We start from the raw sequence: 16,486 nt of genomic DNA, 5'->3' as shown, positions 1-16,486 counted from the left end.
CCGGCCTGGTTCCTGAAAACTGCGTTCTACATTGAAAGCCTGCTCTTCATCACCAGAACGACCCGGAGCGCAGCCACGGGCTCCTACGCCGCCATTCACTAATTCAATAATTCAGTCCCTCACCCAATCCCCCGGAGCGCAGCGACGGGCTCCTACGCCGCCATTCACTAATTCAATCATTCAGTCCTTCACCCATTGAAAATGACCACCGACGTACTAATCATAGGCTCCGGCATAGCCGGCCTCAGCACCGGCATCAAACTCGCCACGCTGCGGCCCGACCTGAAAATTGACGTACTGACCAAGGTCAACGAGCACGAGAGCAACACCAGTTACGCCCAGGGCGGCGTGGCGGCGGTGTGGGATCACGGCACGGATACCTACGAGAAGCACATCGCCGATACCCTGGACGCCGGGGCCGGGCTCTGCGACGAACACATCGTCCGCATCGTAGTGGAAGAAGGACCGGAGCGCGTGGAGGAGATTATCGAGTGGGGAACCCGCTTCGACCTCGACCAGTTCGAGAAGTATGACCTGGGCCGGGAAGGGGGCCACTCCGAGAACCGCATCCTCCACTTCAAGGACCTCACCGGTTGGGAGATCCAGCGGGCCCTCAGCGCCAAGGCAGATACCCTGGACAACCTGGTCGTGCACGAACACTTCTTCGCCCTCGACCTGCTGACCCAGCACCACCTCGGCCACATCGTGACCCGCCTGACGGCGAACATCGAGTGCTACGGCGCCTACGTGCTGAATAAGGAAAACTGGGAGATCAGTACCATCCAGGCCAGAACCACCGTACTGGCCGCCGGGGGCAACGGACAGATCTACCGCAGCACCACCAACCCGGTGATCGCCACCGGAGACGGCATCGCCATGGCCCACCGCGCCAAGGTCCACCTGGAGAACATGGAGTTCGTCCAGTTTCACCCCACCGCCCTCTACAACCCGGGCATCGAACGGCAGGCCTTCCTGGTCAGCGAGGCGGTACGGGGCTTCGGCGCCATCCTGAAACGGCCCGACGGCACCGAATTCATGCACGAATACGACGAGCGCGGCAGCCTCGCCCCCCGCGACATCGTGGCCCGCGCCATCGACAACGAGATGAAGCTGACCGGCGCGGAGTTCATGTGCCTGGACTGCACCCACCTCGACCGGGACAAATTCATCGCCCATTTCCCGACCATCTACGAGAAGTGCAAGGAAAAGGGCATCGACCCGATGAGCCAGTTGATCCCCGTCACGCCGGCCTGCCACTACATGTGTGGCGGCGTGCAGGTGGACGAGTTCGGCCGTACCTCCGTCAACCAGCTTTACGCCTGTGGGGAATGCACGAGCACCGGCCTCCACGGCGCCAACCGCCTGGCCAGCAACAGCCTCCTGGAGGCCCTCGTGTTCGGCCACCGCATCGCCCACTCCATCGCCGCCAACATCGACAACCAGCCTATGCAACGCGGCATCCCCCAGTGGGAGCGCACCGGCACCACCGAGCCGAAGGAGCAGGTACTCATCACCCAGAGCATTAAAGAATTGAAGGAGGTGATGTCCAGCTACGTGGGCATCGTGCGCAGCGATAAGCGACTGAAGCGCGCCAAGGATCGACTCGACCTCCTCCACGATGAAACGGAGGAGCTGTACAAAAGCAGCCTGGTCAGTCCCCAGCTGTGCGAGCTCCGTAACCTCATCACCGTGGGCTACCTGGTCACGAAAGCGGCCTCGCTACGTAAGGAGAGCCGCGGGTTGCACTTCACCACCGACTACCCGGAGCGGGCGGATTTCGTGCAGTATTCGGTGCTTTAGGATCGGGAATCGGCGTCCGGAATATCCTCCGGGGGACGGGCGGGATATTCCGGGACGAAGGGATACTGGTCCACGAGGTAGAATAGTATGATCAGCGCCAGCAAATCGAATCCCAGGGCCGGTGGTGCATCGCCAGTAGCGTTGTAAGCAGCCTGCAGGGCCACATCAAACGACAGGTCCAAACTCCCCGGCAAGATGCCGATGAGGATGCCGGGACTCATCCTCACTTGATAAACAAGCGGACCGTAAGCTAACCATACGGCATAGACGATAGCAGTGAAGACGACGATCTGCCGGCTTGCCGCATTTCGGAGGTGATACCCGAGATACAGATAGCCGCCCCCCGCTAGCGCCGGAAGAACGGCGGAGCCGGGATGCACCCAGACCAACACTCCCGCGATGATCAGAAGACCCACTCCCACCAACATATTGTAGAAACCGAAAGCCGGAAAGGAATGCTTAATGTACAAGGTGAAGGATTAGCTACCATGCTAAGAGCGAAGGCACGCAAATAGTGCCTGGAGGCGGTAAACTAATGTGGCGCCGGAGCGCAGGCAAACAACTTTCCGCCGGACCTACCGTACTCCATCCCATACCCATATTCCAACAGCTGGTTGTTCTGATCCCGGGGTGCGTCCGACCGCTGGTGGCGTACTGCCTTCATAGTGTTGGGTAGCTCGCAGGGCAGCTTCCCCGCCGGACTGGCATTGCTAAACAGGGCTTCCAAGAGGATGCGCCAAATCATATTTATTCCTTTAGCTCCCGATCGAATGGAGGGAAAGGTAGTAATCTGCCATCAATGGGTGGTGGATCGAGTTTGGCACCCGCGCTCCGGCGCAAAAAAAATACCTCACCCCGAACGTGCGGCGGGATGAGGTATTCAAGAAGAAGACTGAAATGCAGCGGCTCGGTCAGTAGCCTTCGTTCTGCTCCAGGTTGGGGTTGGCGACCCGTTCCCGGGCGGGAATGGGGAAGATCAGTTCCGGCGCATCGTAGGCGTAGGCACCGATGGTCTCCCGCAACCGCTTGATGTCGTGGATGCGGAAACCCTCGAAGGCCAGTTCCCGCCGGCGTTCGTCGAGGATAAAGGTCAGATCCACCTCGTCCAGGTCATCCAGGCCGGCACGGTCGCGCAGGCGGTTGATGTCTTCGAGCGGCGTGGCGCCTACTTCGGTACCGAGGCGTTCGTTGGCCTCGGCGCGGATGAGGTACATCTCGGCCAGGCGGATGATCGTCACGTTGGCGAACTGGTCGTTGAACTTACCCGTGAAGGTGGCCCCGCCGCGCTGGAAGAAGAGCTCCAGGCGGTCATCACCTTCCTCGTAGCGGGCGAGGTGGGCATCCAGGATTTCGATGTCGCCGTCGCGTCCGCCGAACTCCGGCACGGAGAAAAAGGTGGTCATGTTGTTGACGCCGTCCTGGCTACTGACCTGGATCGCAAAGATGTCTTCGGTGGAATTGCTGCCATTCATGAAGGCCGCGGCGTACTCCGGGGTGAGCAGGTAATTGGCGCTTTCGATCACCTCGCTGGCGGCGTCGCGGGCGGCCGCGTAGTCGCTCATCTGAAGGTATACCCGGGCGAGCAGGGCCGTGGCGGTGTAGGTGTCGGCGAATATTCCGTTGGTTTCGGGGAGTAACTCGGCGGCTGTGGTGAGGTCGTCGATGACCTGCTGATAAACGGCCTCCACACTTGCGCGGCTCACGTTCGTTTCTTCACTGATGCCGCGGGTGGGTTCCAGCACGATCGGAACTCCCAGCTGATCGTTCTGGGTTCCTTCCTCGTAGGGCAGGGCGTAAAAGCGGACGAGGTCGAAGTACAGCAATCCCCGGAGGAAGCGGGCTTCGCCTTCGATGCGTTCGCGATCGTCGGCGTCTACCACGTCAAGGGCCGACAGTACGTTGTTGGCCGTATTGATGGCTTCGTAGCTTTCCAGCCAGGTCTCCTCCGCATCGCCGTTGCCGGTGGAAATTTGCTTGCGGGCAATTTCATCGGGGGCGTTGAAGGTGCCTACCCACAGCAGTTCGCCGGTTCCGCCGAGCAGTTCGGCGTCGCGCAGGTTATTGCCCCCGTAGAGGTCGCCGTTGCTGATTTGGTCGTAGGCGCCTACCAGGACGGCTTTGACCGTTGCGTCGGAAGAAAGGGCCACCTCCTCGCCGATACTTTGAAAAGGTTGTATTTCCAGCTGGTCGCCGCAGGCCGTCAGGAAGCCCAGCCCCAGCAGCAGTGTTAGTTTCTGAATCATGGTATATTATTTGTTGGTGAGGGGACTACAAACCGACGTTGACGCCGAAGATGATGGTACGGGCCTGGGGAGCGGTATAAAAATCAACGCTCGTCTGGATGTTAGGCGAATCGTCGGCCAGGAAGTCCGCCGCTACTTCCGGGTCCCAGCCCGCGTAGTCGGTGATCAGGGCCAGGTTCTGCCCGGTAACGTAAAAGCGCAGGCGGCTGAGCCCCAGCCGACCGGACACCGTTCCGGGTAGTTCGTAAGCCAGTGTCAGGGTTTTGAGCCGGATAAAATCACCGCTGCTGACGTAGCGGCTGCTCCGGTTGATGTCGGCATTACCCCAGTAGAAGCGGGCTTCGGGAACGTCGGTATCCGTATTCTCCGGCGTCCAGGCGTCGAGCTGGTCGCGCGTTTGGTTGTCGAACCAGCAACCGCCGCAGCTCTGGAAGTTGCCCGCCGAGTTGTGCACCTCGTTGCCGAAGCTGCCCTGAAAGAAAACGTCGAGGGTTAGGCCTCCGAAACTGAAATTATTGGTCCAGCCCGCCAAGGTGGTAGGAATCGCGTTCCCCAGGATCACGAAATTCGCCTCGTTCGCGTCGTTCGTCGTGGCGTTGGGGTCGACGATGTTGCCGTCGTCGTCCGTGGCGTTTACGTAGAACAGGCCGTCACCGTTCTCCGGATTTACCCCGGCGTACTCGTAGCCGTAAAAGGAGCCGAGGCTTTCCCCCACCTTCACGACGTTCATGTAGCGGTTGCCGCCGTCGTCGATGATTTCCTGGTCCGGGGCGAGGGCTTTGATCTCGTTGTCGTTGTAGGCGAAGTTGAAGCTGGTGCTCCAGCCGAAGGCACCGTCGGAAACGACCGCGTTGAGGAGCAGCTCCACTCCACGGTTCTGCAACTCGCCGAGGTTACGGAACTGGGTACGGAAACCGGTCGTGCCGGGCACGGGGACGTTCAGGAGCAAATCCGTGGTATTCTTAACGTAGTAGTCGAGTTCGCCACTCAGCCGGTTGTTGAAGAATCCGAAGTCCAGGCCGATATCGAACTGCTTCGTGGTTTCCCAGGTCAGGTCGGGGTTGGGAATCTGCGAAGGTGCAAGGCCGGATACGAACCCGTAGCTGGATGCCCCGTACAGGCCGAGGCTTTCGAAGTTGCCGATATTGGCGTTGCCGGTAAGCCCGTAGCTGGTCCGCAGTTTCAGGTAGCTTACCAGGGGGTTGTCGGTTAGGAAGGCTTCCTCGCTCAGCACCCAGCCGGCGGCCACCGCGGGAAAGAATCCGTAGCGGTTGTTGGCGCCGAAACGGCTCGAGCCATCGAGGCGGGCACTGAGGCTGAAGAGGTACTTCCGCTCGAAATTGTAGTTGGCCCGGCCGAAATAACTCTGGAAGGCGAATTCGGTAAGATCGGTGGTTCCGCCCGTAATGTCGGCCGCGCTGGCAATCGTACGTAGCTGATCGAGAGGAAACTCCTGGGCGTCGACCTCGATATTTTCCTCGGTGGATTTCTGAAATTCGATGCCGCCGACGAAATCGACATTATGCCCACCCTCAAAGCCACGGTCGTACAGTAGCAGAGCCTTGGTAGTGTAGTTTACGATATTGCCCCAGCGGCTATCGGCGAATCCGTTGGTGGCCTCCCCGCCGTCGCTCAGTCGGCCGAGGAAGCGGTTCTGTTTGATGTTGGCCACGTCGATGCCGGCTTCCGCGCGCACGGAGAGCCCCTGCGCGAGCTGGTACTGTCCGTAAACGTTGCCCAGCGTCCGGTAGCTAATGGATTGCTTTTCGGTATTGGCCAATTCGACCAATCCGTTGTAGTAGGTGGTGATCGGCCGGTCGTACAGCTGGCCGGGCGCGAAGGTGGTGCCGTCGTACACGAAGTCTTCTCCGGTGGTATTCCGTACCGGCGTAATGGGCGAAAGCGCGATCAACTGTAGCGGGGTGCTGAACTGGTTGTCGTCACTGACCCGCTCGTTGTCGCTGCGGCTGAAGCCGAACCGCAGTCCGTAGGTGAGCTTTTCCGATCCCTGGGCATCCAGGTTCAGGCGGGAGCTGAGACGCTGGAAGCCGTTGCCCGCCAGAATCCCTTCCTGGTCGGAGTAGCCAAAGCTTGCGTAATACGTCAGTTTGTCGGTACCCCCGCTCAAACTCAGATCGGCATTCTGGTTCCTTCCCGTTTGGAAGGCCTCGTCTTGCCAGTCGGTATTGGTTTCGTTGTTACGCCAGTCGCTGGGTCCGCTATAGCGATCGAGGCGGTCTTCTACGTACTCGGTGTAGGCGGCGATGGTATTGTCCAGGGTGTACTCGTCGCCTTCCAGGCCGAAGTCGTTCAGTTGGTTATTGAAGTCGTAGCGGGCGGCTCCGACGGCGGTTTGCCGGAATAACCGGACGTACTCCTCGGCGTTGAGAAATTCCCGGTAACGACTCGGTTCGCTGGCCCCGCCGCTCAGGTTGAGGTTGATGCGGGCCTTACCGCTCTGTCCGGATTTCGTGGTGATGAGCACCACCCCGTTAGCCGCACGGGAACCGTAAATAGCCGACGCCGAGGCGTCCTTGAGGATTTCAATGGATTCCACGTCGTTCGGGTTGAGGTCCGCCAAAAAGTTCTGGCTTCCGGAGCCCGGGCTGCTGAAGGTACCGCTGGTGATGGGCACCCCGTCAACCACGTAGAGCGGCTGGTTGCCCGCCGAGATCGAGGAGGATCCCCGTACGCGGATGTTGATCCGGCCACCGGGTTTGCCGCTTACCGACTGGACGAAAACGCCCGCCGAGCGCCCCTGCATGGCCTGCTCCACACTGGAAACGGGGAGGTTTTCGATGTCGCTCCCGTCGATCTGGGCCACGTTGCCGGTCAGGGTACTGCGGATTTGTTTGCCGTAGCCGACGACCACTACCTCGGATAGCTGGGCGGCGTCTTCTGATAACACGATATCCAGGGTGGTACTTCCGTCGAGGGGCACCGTCTGCGTTCCGTATCCCGTATAGGAGACGATCAGATTGCGCACCTCGTCCGCCACCGTCAGGGTGAAGTTTCCGTCGATGTCGGACACGGTGCCGGTGGTGGTTCCTTCCGCGAGAATCGAAGCACCGATCAGCGGGGTTCCTGCATCGTCCGCGATCGTTCCTTCGATAACCCGCTGTGCGGCCAGGCTTACGGAAAGCCCCAGCCCGCAGAGGACCAGTAGTAATTGTTTCATAGCACTAGTGAGTTGATTGAACCGCCTAAGATATGTGCAAACACCTATTGCCAAGGCTTCAATCCTGCCGTCGATCTGTTACGGGCAAAGCCGTTAAAAGCGCATCCGGAAAGCCTTAACCAATTGGCAATCAACTATCAAAGAAAATTTGGAAAAATAACTTCTTCCCCTTCCAAAGCAACTTACAAGACCGGATGAACTACGGAGCTTACCCCCCGTAGGTTGCCAGCAGCGCTTCCAGGTCATCCTTCGTATTGGCCTCCTCCACGGGCTTGTCTTGTCGCCAGCGCAGCATCCGCGGAAAGCGCAAAGCCACGCCCGATTTGTGGCGGGTACTTTTTCGAATTCCCTCGAAGCCGATCTCGAATACCTGCTTCGGCTTCACGCTCCGTACCGGTCCGAAGCGGTCGACGGTGTTGCGGCGCACCCAGGCGGTGATTTTGTTGAATTCCTGGTCGGTCAGGCCGGAATAGGCCTTGGTGAAGGGCACCAAATCTTCGCCGTCCCAGACCCCGAAGGTGAAGTCGGTGTACAAGTTTGCCCGTCGGCCATGCCCCCGCTGGGCATACATCATGACGGCGTCGATGGTCAGGGGATCGACCTTCCACTTCCACCAGTCGCCCTTCTTGCGCCCCTGCCTGTAGGCGCTGTCCTTGCGCTTCAGCATGATGCCCTCACTGAACTTCTCCCGCGCCGTTTCCCGCTCGGCGGCCAGCTCGTCCCAGTGGGAAAAGGCGAAGACGGGCGACAACTGCAGCACCCCGCCGGTATCGTTTTCTGCTACGACGCGCTCTAGCAACTCGCGGCGGTCGGACATGGGCAGTTTACGGATATCGCGGCCCTCGTATTCCAGCAAGTCGTAACACATGAGCACGACCGGGGCGTCCTTAAGGAGTTTTTTGCTAACCGTCTTCCGGCCGATCCGGGTCTGTAGCACATTGAAACCGAGCGGCTGCCCGTCGCGGTACGGCAGGATCTCCCCGTCAATCACCGTTCCGTTCGGAATCGCCGAAGCTAAGACGTGGTATTCCGGATACTTATCGTTGACCAGTTCCTCGCCCCGCGACCAGACGAACACTTCGTCATCGCGTACGATGACTTGTCCGCGGATACCATCCCATTTGTGCTCGGCCTGCCATTCTTCCGGGCTACCCAGTTCCTCCGCCGGCTGCTCCAGCTGGTAGGCCAGGTAGAACGGATAGGGACGGGAGATGTCATCGGTGGCCGATTCGCTGTGGATCAGGTCCTCTAAGGTCGTATCGTTCGGGGTCCAGTTACCCATTAGGCGGTGGGCCAGGTTGGTTTCCTCAATGCCGGTGGCCCGGGAGAGGGCGCGCGTCATGAGCTTCTGGCTTACCCCTACGCGAAAATTGCCCGTGATGAGCTTATTGAACAGATAACGTTCGGTGGTATTGAGTCCGCGCCAGGCTTCCTGCACCGCTTCCTTCTTGCCCTCCTCGTCGTAGCCGGCAAACTGCTGGATGTAATCGATCCAGTGGGTCAGGGTATGGTCATAGTCCTGCTCCGGCGGCGGCAGGATGAGGGCGATCGTCTCGGCCAGGTCCCCGACCACGTGGTAACTCTCTTCCAGGATCCAGGTATCGATGCCGCTCAACTCGGAGGCCCAGGCGCGCAGCAGCTTGGAGTTGACGGTCCGGCGGGGGCGGCGATGGCTGAGGAGGGCGACCGTCCACAATTTGTCTTCGTCGTCTACCTGCAGGAAGTAGTCGGCGAGCGCGTCCACCTTGGCGTTGGTTTTGGTGGTGCGGTCTAGGCGGCGGAACATTTCTGCGAAGTTCTTCATCGGTATCGAGGTTGCTGAGGTTCACCACGGAGGACCCAGAGGGCTTCACAGAGGTCCACAGAATTTACAACATGAAGAAAAGCCTCCGTGATTCCTCCGTGAAACCCTCCGTTACCTCTGTGGTGAACCTCACTCCGCATCAGCCGCCAAATTTTCCTTCTCCGTCTCCGCATTCCCCTTCGTTTCGATCTCCGCCAATTCGCCCTCGTATTCGGTGTGCAACTCCACGGCGTTCAGCCCCTGCTCGCGGAGGTACTTGCTGAAGATGGCCGTGTAGCCGTGGGTCACGTAGACGTTGTCCGCCCCCGTGAGGTCGATGGCTTCGAGCAGGGAGGGCCAGTCGCAGTGGTCGCTCAGCACGAAGCCGCGGTCGGCTCCCCGGCGTCTTCTCGCCCCCCGCAGCGTCATCCAGCCGGAGGCGGCCCCGATACTGGCGTTCCCGAACTTCTTTACCCAGGGCTGGCCGATGGCACCGGGGGTGGCCACGACGATGTTGCCGAGGTATTCCTTTTTGTTGATCTCTCGGGTGACACGGGTGGTCGCGGGCAGTTTGACGCCCTGCCGGCGCATCACCTCGTTGGTGTTCTCGATGGCCCCGTGGGTGTAGATCTTACCGATGGAGGTATCCAGTCCGTTCAGTAAGCGTTGTGCTTTGCCGAGGGCGTAGCCGGTCAGGATAGCGGTACGTCCCTCGCTGGCGATCTGCCGCCACCAGTCGTTGATGTCGGCCATTACCTCCTCCTGCGGCGTCCAGCGGTAGACGGGTAGGCCAAAGGTGGATTCGGTGATGAAGTGCTGGCATTTGACCGGCTGGTAGGCTTCGGAGAGGCCGTCGTCCTCCAGTTTATAGTCGCCGCTGGCGACCCAGATCTCGCCCTTGTATTCTACGCGGATCTGCGCCGAGCCGACGATGTGCCCCGCGGGGTGGAAGCTGAATTTGACGCCGTTGATTGTCTTTACCTCGCCGAACTCCACGGTTTCCAGCTTGATGTCGCCCAGTCGGTAGCGGATGACGGGCGCAGCGGTCCGGGTACAGAGGTAGTACTTATTCCCCCAGCGCGAGTGGTCGGCGTGGCCGTGGGTGATGAGGGCGCGGTCCACCGGCTTCCAGGGGTCGATGTAGACGTCGGCGCGCTCGCAGTAGATCCCGCATTCGTTGAAGGTGAGGAGGGGCATGGATGGTGCAACGGAGGCTGGGGGTAGTAGGTTTAGGAACCCTACCACGCCCCCATCCAATCCCCCAGTCCCCGCTGAAAGATCACGTCTTCCGTACCGCAGGTGATCAGGTCGAAGCCGCGACCGACGAGCCCCGGCATATCCGACGGCCGGATGGTGAAGACGCCGCTGAACAGCCCGTGCTGCTTACTTACTGCGACCACGCGGTCTAGCACGGCGGATAAATCGGGATCGGAAAAATTCGCGCGTTCCTTCAGCCCGAGACTGACGCTTAGATCCCACGGCCCGATGAAGAGCCCGTCCAGGCCGGGGGTGGCGGCGATGGCGTCGAGGTGCTCGACCGCGCCGGCCGTTTCCACCATGACGAAGCAGAGCGTCCCGTCGTTGGCATCCGCGAAGTAGTCGCCACCATGATGGAGATCCGCGCGAAAGGGACCGAACGAACGATTCCCCACCGGCGGGTACTTGGCCGCCCGCACGAATGCCGCGGCTTCCTCGGCGCTGTCCACCATCGGGCAGATAATGCCCTCCACGCCGTAATCCAGCGCCTTCATGATCAGCTCCGGCCGGTTCCACGCCAGGCGGGCCAGTGGCAGGGCACCGCCCGCCCGGATGGCCTGCAGCAACCCAAGCAGGTGGGCATCCTCGATGGATCCGTGCTGCATGTCGAGCGTAATACTCTCCACGCCCATCACGCCCATCCGCTCGGCCAGGGCCGGTACGGGCAGGGTCATGAAGACGTTGCGGAGGGGTTCGGATTGCCGGAGACGGGCCTTTAGCTGCATAAGTAAGGGGTTACCGGCTGGTCGTCTTGCTGACCACCGGGATGCGCACCACGCTCGGGTACTCGGCGGAATGGTGAATGACGTTGCGGGCCACCACGCCCTCCGTCTCGTCGTAATTATTGCCGCCGGTGTTCATATTCCGGTCGAAGCGGGGGAAGTTGGAGCTGCTCACCTCGATGCGGAGGCGCTGCCCGGCCTTGAAGAGGTTGCTGGTGCTCAGCGGCGTCAGGTCGACCTGGTAAACCTCGCCTTCTTCCATGAACACTTCTTGCTCGTAGCCCTCCCGGTAGCGCAGCCGCTGGATGGTCTCGTCGAGGTTATAGGCGCTGCCATCTTCCTCGACCACGATCAGCTTGAGGGTCACGTCGGTATCCTTGGCGTCGCTGCTGACGTACAGGGTGCTCTCCACGAAACCGCTCACCTCCGTATCCTCGGTGAAGGGCTCGGAGGTATACACCAATATATCGTTGCGGGCTTCCATCGGACGCTGGTCCAGGCTGCCGCCGTCGATGGCGTCGCCGGTACAGCAGACGTTGCCGCCGTAGCTGACCACGGGATTCATGGGGTCGTAAAGTAGGGTATCTGGTTGCTGGGTATTGGTTGCGGGTTGGCTGGTTTCCAGCGCTCCGTCGCCATACATCGTATTGGCGTTTCCGCCGCTGCTCAGGTAGTAGGGAACCAGTTCGGCGCTCGGCGGGGGCCAGGCGGAGGTGGTCTGCCACTCGTTGCTGCCCATGGTGTAGTAGGTGACCCGGGCCAGGGTGTCGATCATCGTGGAAGGTTCCTCCTCCTTCAGCCACTTGTCGAAGAAGCCGTAGATGAGGCCGTCGTAGTCGTAGCGCGCGTCGCCTACGCTCCGCTCGCCGACGATGGTGTTCTCCTCGGCGCGGGTGTAGGCGCAATGGAGAGTCGGCGCGATCCAGAGGTACTGATTTTCGCGGGCCTCCTCGGATTCGGCGTTCTCGCGGACGTGGTTGAAGAGCGCGAGGTTGGGGCTGATGCTCACGTCGTACCAGCTCGTAAACCAGAAGGTCGGCACGTCGAAGGGCATATCGTCGTGGTACAGTCCGCCTTCGTACCAGGCCGGGTCGTTGGGCTTGCGGGTGATCATTTCCTCGTAGATCCCCTCGGGGCCATTGTTGGCGGAGATGATGTCCTGTACGGGCAGCGTGGAGAGCATCTCCTTGCTGGAAATATCGGGGTACTCCGGCGCCATGTCGTAGAAGCGCTGGATGCGGAGCAGGTCTTCCCGCGGCAGTCCTTCGGGAATGCGGGGGGCCGCCGGATCGTGCTGGACGCCGTAGAGCCAGCTGGTGAAGAGCATCTGCCCGGCGCCGCCGCGGTACCAGTTGCCCTGCTCGTAGAAGTCGCCGATGCGCCCCACCCCGGCACCGTAGCCCATCGGCACCATGGCCTTGAGGGCGGGGTGACCCAGACTGGCCACGGCCATCTGCCATTCGGCGGTGGAGCTGCAGCCGTAGAGGCCGACGTTGCCGTTGCTCCAGGACTGGGTGCTCATCCACTCGATGGCGTCGTAGCCGTCGGTGAGCGGTACACCCAGGATATCCCACTCGCCCTCGCTGTAGTAGCGGCCGCGCTCGTTCTGCACGACGTAGGCGTAGCCGCGGCTCACGGCCTCGTAGGCGCGCTCGTAGTTACGCTCCTGCTCCTCGCCGTCGACCCAGCCGTTGAATTGGTAGGGCGTGCGGACGAAGATGATGGGGGCTTTTTCCACGTCCTTCGGGCGGTACACGTCGGTGGCGAGGCGCTTGCCGTCGCGCATGGGCACCATGACCTTCTGCTCGACTTCCGCGATGGCGGCCAGGCGCTGGTAGGCCTCGGATTTTTGCGCCGCGGCGCAGGAGAAAAAGACAATAACCAGGAGTAAGGTCAGCTGGTGTCGCATGCTTGTGTTGTTCGGTTAGGACGGGGAAGATACGGTTGGTTCGTGGTCTCCCGGTTCGTGGGTTGTGCCGGTGGTGCACTTTACGGTTCAGCTCGCCTGCGGCTCGTTAGGCGAAACACCGATTTCACGGATTTAAGGCACGGATTACGCCTCGATTGGCTTCGCTGCCACTGCGTGGGTTTCCTGCACAGTTGTCTATTCCGCTGATTTAGGAATGCCCTGCGGGCATTTCACTTCGCGGTAAGCGGGTGGTGGCTGTGCCTGCGGCTCCTTTCTTATTAGGCCATCCCCCCGAGGTATACCCACGCGCCGCCTGGGGAAACCAACCGGCCCCGCGGCACTCCCCTCGTCAGCCGAATCCCCCTTGCACGCAGTGCAAGGGGTTCGTCTGACGAGTAATTCCCTTCTCCCGCGCCCCGACGCAAAAACCTCCCACCCCCCCGCACCGTTTCCCATTTACCTTAGTCCCAACCAAATAAACCGCATGCGCCTGCTTCTGCCTTTCCTATTACTCGTCGCCACCAGCCTTACCGCCCAGCAGCAAACCCCCATTACGCTAGAAGATATCTGGTCTACCTACGCCTTCTCCCCCGACGGGGTCAGCGGGTTTAATTTTCTGCAGGACGGCACCTCGTACGCCGAGCTGACCGATAATGCCGTCGTCACCTACGACATCACCACGGGTGAACCGACCGACACCCTCGTCCAAGGAAGCAGCTTACCCACCGACGCCGGCTTCAACGGCCGCGTCGACAGCTATACCTTCAGTGACGACGAGAGCAAGCTCCTGATCAGCAGCGAGACCGAGCAACTCTTCCGCCGTAGCTCCCAGTCCAACTTTTTCGTGTACGACACGGAGGATCAATCCTTCACCCCGGTCTATCCCGAAGGCAAAATCCGCCTCGCCACCCTCGATCCCACGGGGGAGAACGTCGCCTTCGTAGTGGACAACAACGTCTACATCCGCAACCTGGAAGCCGGCGATCTCACGCAGGTGACCGAAGACGGTGAAGTCAACGCCATTATCAACGGTGCTACCGACTGGGTCTACGAAGAGGAATTTGGCTTCAGCAAGGCGCTCTACTGGAGCCCCGACGGGGAGCGGCTCGCCTTTCTTAAGTTCGACGAAAGTGCCGTACCGGAGTTCACCTACACCGACTTTCACAACGATATGTACCCCGAGTACAACACCTTCAAGTATCCGAAGGTGGGCGAGGAAAACAGTACCGTGAGCCTGCACGTCTACGAACTCGAGAACGGCGAAACCACCGACCTGCTAACCGTCAACGGTGACGACAGCGGCGAGTGGCACTACATCCCCCGCGTGCAGTGGACGCTGGACGACGATGAGCTCACCGCCCAGCGCATGAATCGCCATCAGAATAAGCTCGAGCTGCTGCTCTTCGACGTCGACGACAACGAGCAACGCAGCCTGCTGACCGAGGAGAATAAGTACTACGTGGACGTCACCGACAACCTCACCTTCCTCGAAGACGGCTTTATCTGGACCAGCGAAGAAAGCGGCTTCAACCAGCTCTACCACTACGACATGGAAGGGGGCAAGCCCGTCCCGCTTACCTCCGGCGAATACGACGTCACCGAGTTCTACGGCGTCCACGACGGCCGCATCTATTTTCAGGCCGCCGGACGGGACCCCATGCAGCGGGAAGTGTACTCGAAGAGCCTTCGCGGAAGGGATCTGCCCGCTCCGATTGCGTCGGAGCGCGGGTATAATGATGCCCAGTTTAGTGGTAAGTACGATTACTTCGTCCTGACCAACTCCAACATCAACCGCCCCGCCCGGGTGACGGTGATGGACGAGACCGGCGCGGAGATCCGTACCATCGTCACCAATGAGGCCCTCACGAAACGCATCGGACAGTCCGGTTTCCAACCCGCCGAATTCTTCACTTTCACCACCGAGGAGGGAACCGAACTGAACGGCTATATGATCAAGCCGGCCAATATGGTCGACAGCGAGGAGCACCCGCTGCTGATGCACGTCTACGGCGGCCCCGGCAGCCAGCAGGTGCTCGATAACTGGCGGGGTTCCAATATGGTCTGGTTCCAGATGCTGGTACAGAAGGGCTTCGTGGTCGCCGTGGTCGATAACCGCGGCACCGGCGCCCGCGGCGAGGAACTGAAGAAGCAGACCTACCTCACCCTCGGCAAGCAGGAAACCGAAGACCAGATCAGCGCCGCCAAGTACCTCGGCTCCCTGGACTACATCGACGCCGACCGTATCGGCATCTTCGGCTGGAGCTACGGTGGCTTCATGGCGCTGCACGCTATTCTACAGGGGAACGAAACCTTTGCGGCCGCCATCGCCGTTGCTCCGGTGACCAACTGGAAGTGGTACGACAGCATCTACACCGAGCGCTATATGCGCACCTACGAGGAGAACCGTGCGGGTTACGACGAGAACAGCCCCATCAACTACGCCGACCGGTTGAAGGGCGACCTGCTACTGGTGCACGGCATGGGCGACGACAACGTCCACTTCCAGCATACCGCGGAAATGGCGAACGCCCTGATCATGAATAATAAGCAGTTCGATACGTACTTTTACCCCAACCGGAACCACGGTATTTACGGTGGTCCGACCCGACTGCACCTCTACACCAAAATGACGAATTTTCTGATGGACAGTCTCCAACCTTCGGGCGCGAGTAAGTAATCCATCGAACTCTAAAGCTAAAACGGCCGTTAGGTCTTACGACAAGAGTTTAAACCTATACAGAGAGGCTATCGTCATGACCCGGCGTAGCCTCTCTTTTTATGCCGGATAGGCAATCGCCTCGGTTCAACGCGTAAAAACGTTGATGAAAGGTGTCCGAAATATTGAAAGGCCTGCTCCCGGATCGCTTCTCGACTTTCTACGAGGCGGATGGCATGGCCCAATCCTACGGCCGATCAACTGCGCGTCGACAATAACGAGCCGGCCCGACGCTTCTTTTTCGATCACTCCGGCAAACGCCCGACACCGGGCCCGGATGGTCAAGGGAGAACGAAATTAAACCGAACCCAGCACGGGGTCGGGCGTTTTGATACCCTATTCATATTTGGTAAGGCCAGGCGATAGGATTCGCCTGGCCTTACTTATCTTAACCCGCTATGGCCAAAAAGAATAAATCCACCTCCTTCGTCAATCGCAAAGCCAAATTCGAATACGAATTCCTGGAATCCGTAGAGGCCGGCATCAAGCTGCAGGGCACCGAAATCAAGGCGATCCGGGAAGGCCACGTTAACCTCCGGGACGGCTACTGCTCCATCGAGCGAGGTGAGATGTTTATTCGATCCCTTTACATCGGCGAATACAAGCAGGGGAACCAGTTCAATCACGAGGAACGGCGTACTCGCAAGCTGCTGATGAAGCGGCAGGAGATTACCAAGTGGGAAAAGAAGGTGAAGGAGAAAGGACTTACCATCATCCCCTACCGCCTTTACCTCAACGAGCGGGGGCTCGCCAAGGTAGAGGTAGCGTTAGTTCAGGGTAAGAAGATCTACGACAAGCGCGACAGTATCCGGCAACGCGAGAGTAAGCGAAGCATGGACCGGATCAAGAAACAATACCTCTAAGCATAACCGGTGAGC

10 protein-coding genes are annotated in these 16,486 nt (G+C 60.0%); 3 read left to right on the top strand and 7 right to left on the bottom strand.

Features of this window, described 5'->3' with window-relative positions; genetic code table 11:
* Window positions 1–201: 201 nt before the first annotated feature.
* On the top strand, window positions 202–1,800 hold the full coding sequence (gene nadB, locus CLV84_RS02925) for an L-aspartate oxidase (RefSeq protein WP_104418239.1): 1,599 nt from the start codon (window positions 202–204) through the stop codon (window positions 1,798–1,800).
* Here the strand turns inward: nadB and CLV84_RS02920 are convergent.
* The 7 genes from CLV84_RS02920 to CLV84_RS02885 form a co-directional block, all read right to left on the bottom strand.
* Window positions 1,797–2,270 carry a hypothetical protein gene (locus tag CLV84_RS02920; RefSeq protein WP_104418238.1) on the bottom strand — a complete coding sequence of 158 codons (474 nt, stop codon included), beginning with the start codon at window positions 2,268–2,270 and terminating at the stop codon, window positions 1,797–1,799. The genes nadB and CLV84_RS02920 overlap by 4 nt on opposite strands.
* A 441-nt stretch (window positions 2,271–2,711) precedes the next feature.
* The gene (locus CLV84_RS02910; protein WP_104418236.1) at window positions 2,712–4,043 is read right to left on the bottom strand and encodes a RagB/SusD family nutrient uptake outer membrane protein; all 1,332 of its coding nucleotides are present in this window, start codon (window positions 4,041–4,043) and stop codon (window positions 2,712–2,714) included.
* A 25-nt stretch (window positions 4,044–4,068) separates the two neighbouring features.
* Window positions 4,069–7,221 carry a SusC/RagA family TonB-linked outer membrane protein gene (locus CLV84_RS02905; RefSeq protein WP_104418235.1) on the bottom strand — a complete coding sequence of 1,051 codons (3,153 nt, stop codon included), beginning with the start codon at window positions 7,219–7,221 and terminating at the stop codon, window positions 4,069–4,071.
* A 208-nt stretch (window positions 7,222–7,429) separates the two neighbouring features.
* Complete coding sequence (locus CLV84_RS02900; protein ID WP_104418234.1) at window positions 7,430–9,025, bottom strand: ATP-dependent DNA ligase; 1,596 nt, start codon at window positions 9,023–9,025, stop codon at window positions 7,430–7,432.
* Window positions 9,026–9,154: 129 nt separating this feature from the next.
* Window positions 9,155–10,201: a ligase-associated DNA damage response exonuclease gene (locus CLV84_RS02895; RefSeq protein WP_104418233.1), complete on the bottom strand. Its 1,047-nt coding sequence runs from the start codon at window positions 10,199–10,201 to the stop codon at window positions 9,155–9,157.
* Between the two features lie 41 nt (window positions 10,202–10,242).
* A complete protein-coding gene (locus CLV84_RS02890; RefSeq protein ID WP_104418232.1) occupies window positions 10,243–10,986 on the bottom strand; it encodes an HpcH/HpaI aldolase family protein in 744 nt (247 codons plus the stop codon).
* Window positions 10,987–10,996: 10 nt separating this feature from the next.
* The gene (locus tag CLV84_RS02885; RefSeq protein WP_104418231.1) at window positions 10,997–12,892 is read right to left on the bottom strand and encodes a CocE/NonD family hydrolase; all 1,896 of its coding nucleotides are present in this window, start codon (window positions 12,890–12,892) and stop codon (window positions 10,997–10,999) included.
* A gap of 484 nt (window positions 12,893–13,376) precedes the next feature.
* On the opposite strand from CLV84_RS02885, the gene CLV84_RS02880 reads away from it, so the two are divergent.
* Window positions 13,377–15,569, top strand: coding sequence for a S9 family peptidase (locus CLV84_RS02880; RefSeq protein WP_104418230.1), 2,193 nt, complete (start codon window positions 13,377–13,379; stop codon window positions 15,567–15,569).
* A 437-nt stretch (window positions 15,570–16,006) separates the two neighbouring features.
* Window positions 16,007–16,471 carry an SsrA-binding protein SmpB gene (smpB, locus tag CLV84_RS02875; RefSeq protein ID WP_104418229.1) on the top strand — a complete coding sequence of 155 codons (465 nt, stop codon included), beginning with the start codon at window positions 16,007–16,009 and terminating at the stop codon, window positions 16,469–16,471.
* The last annotated feature ends 15 nt before the right edge of the window (window positions 16,472–16,486 follow it).

The organism is Neolewinella xylanilytica (assembly GCF_002934605.1).
Taxonomy (GTDB): domain Bacteria; phylum Bacteroidota; class Bacteroidia; order Chitinophagales; family Saprospiraceae; genus Neolewinella; species Neolewinella xylanilytica.
Note: the sequence above shows the minus strand (reverse complement) of the source record. Positions and strands in the feature narration are given on the sequence as shown.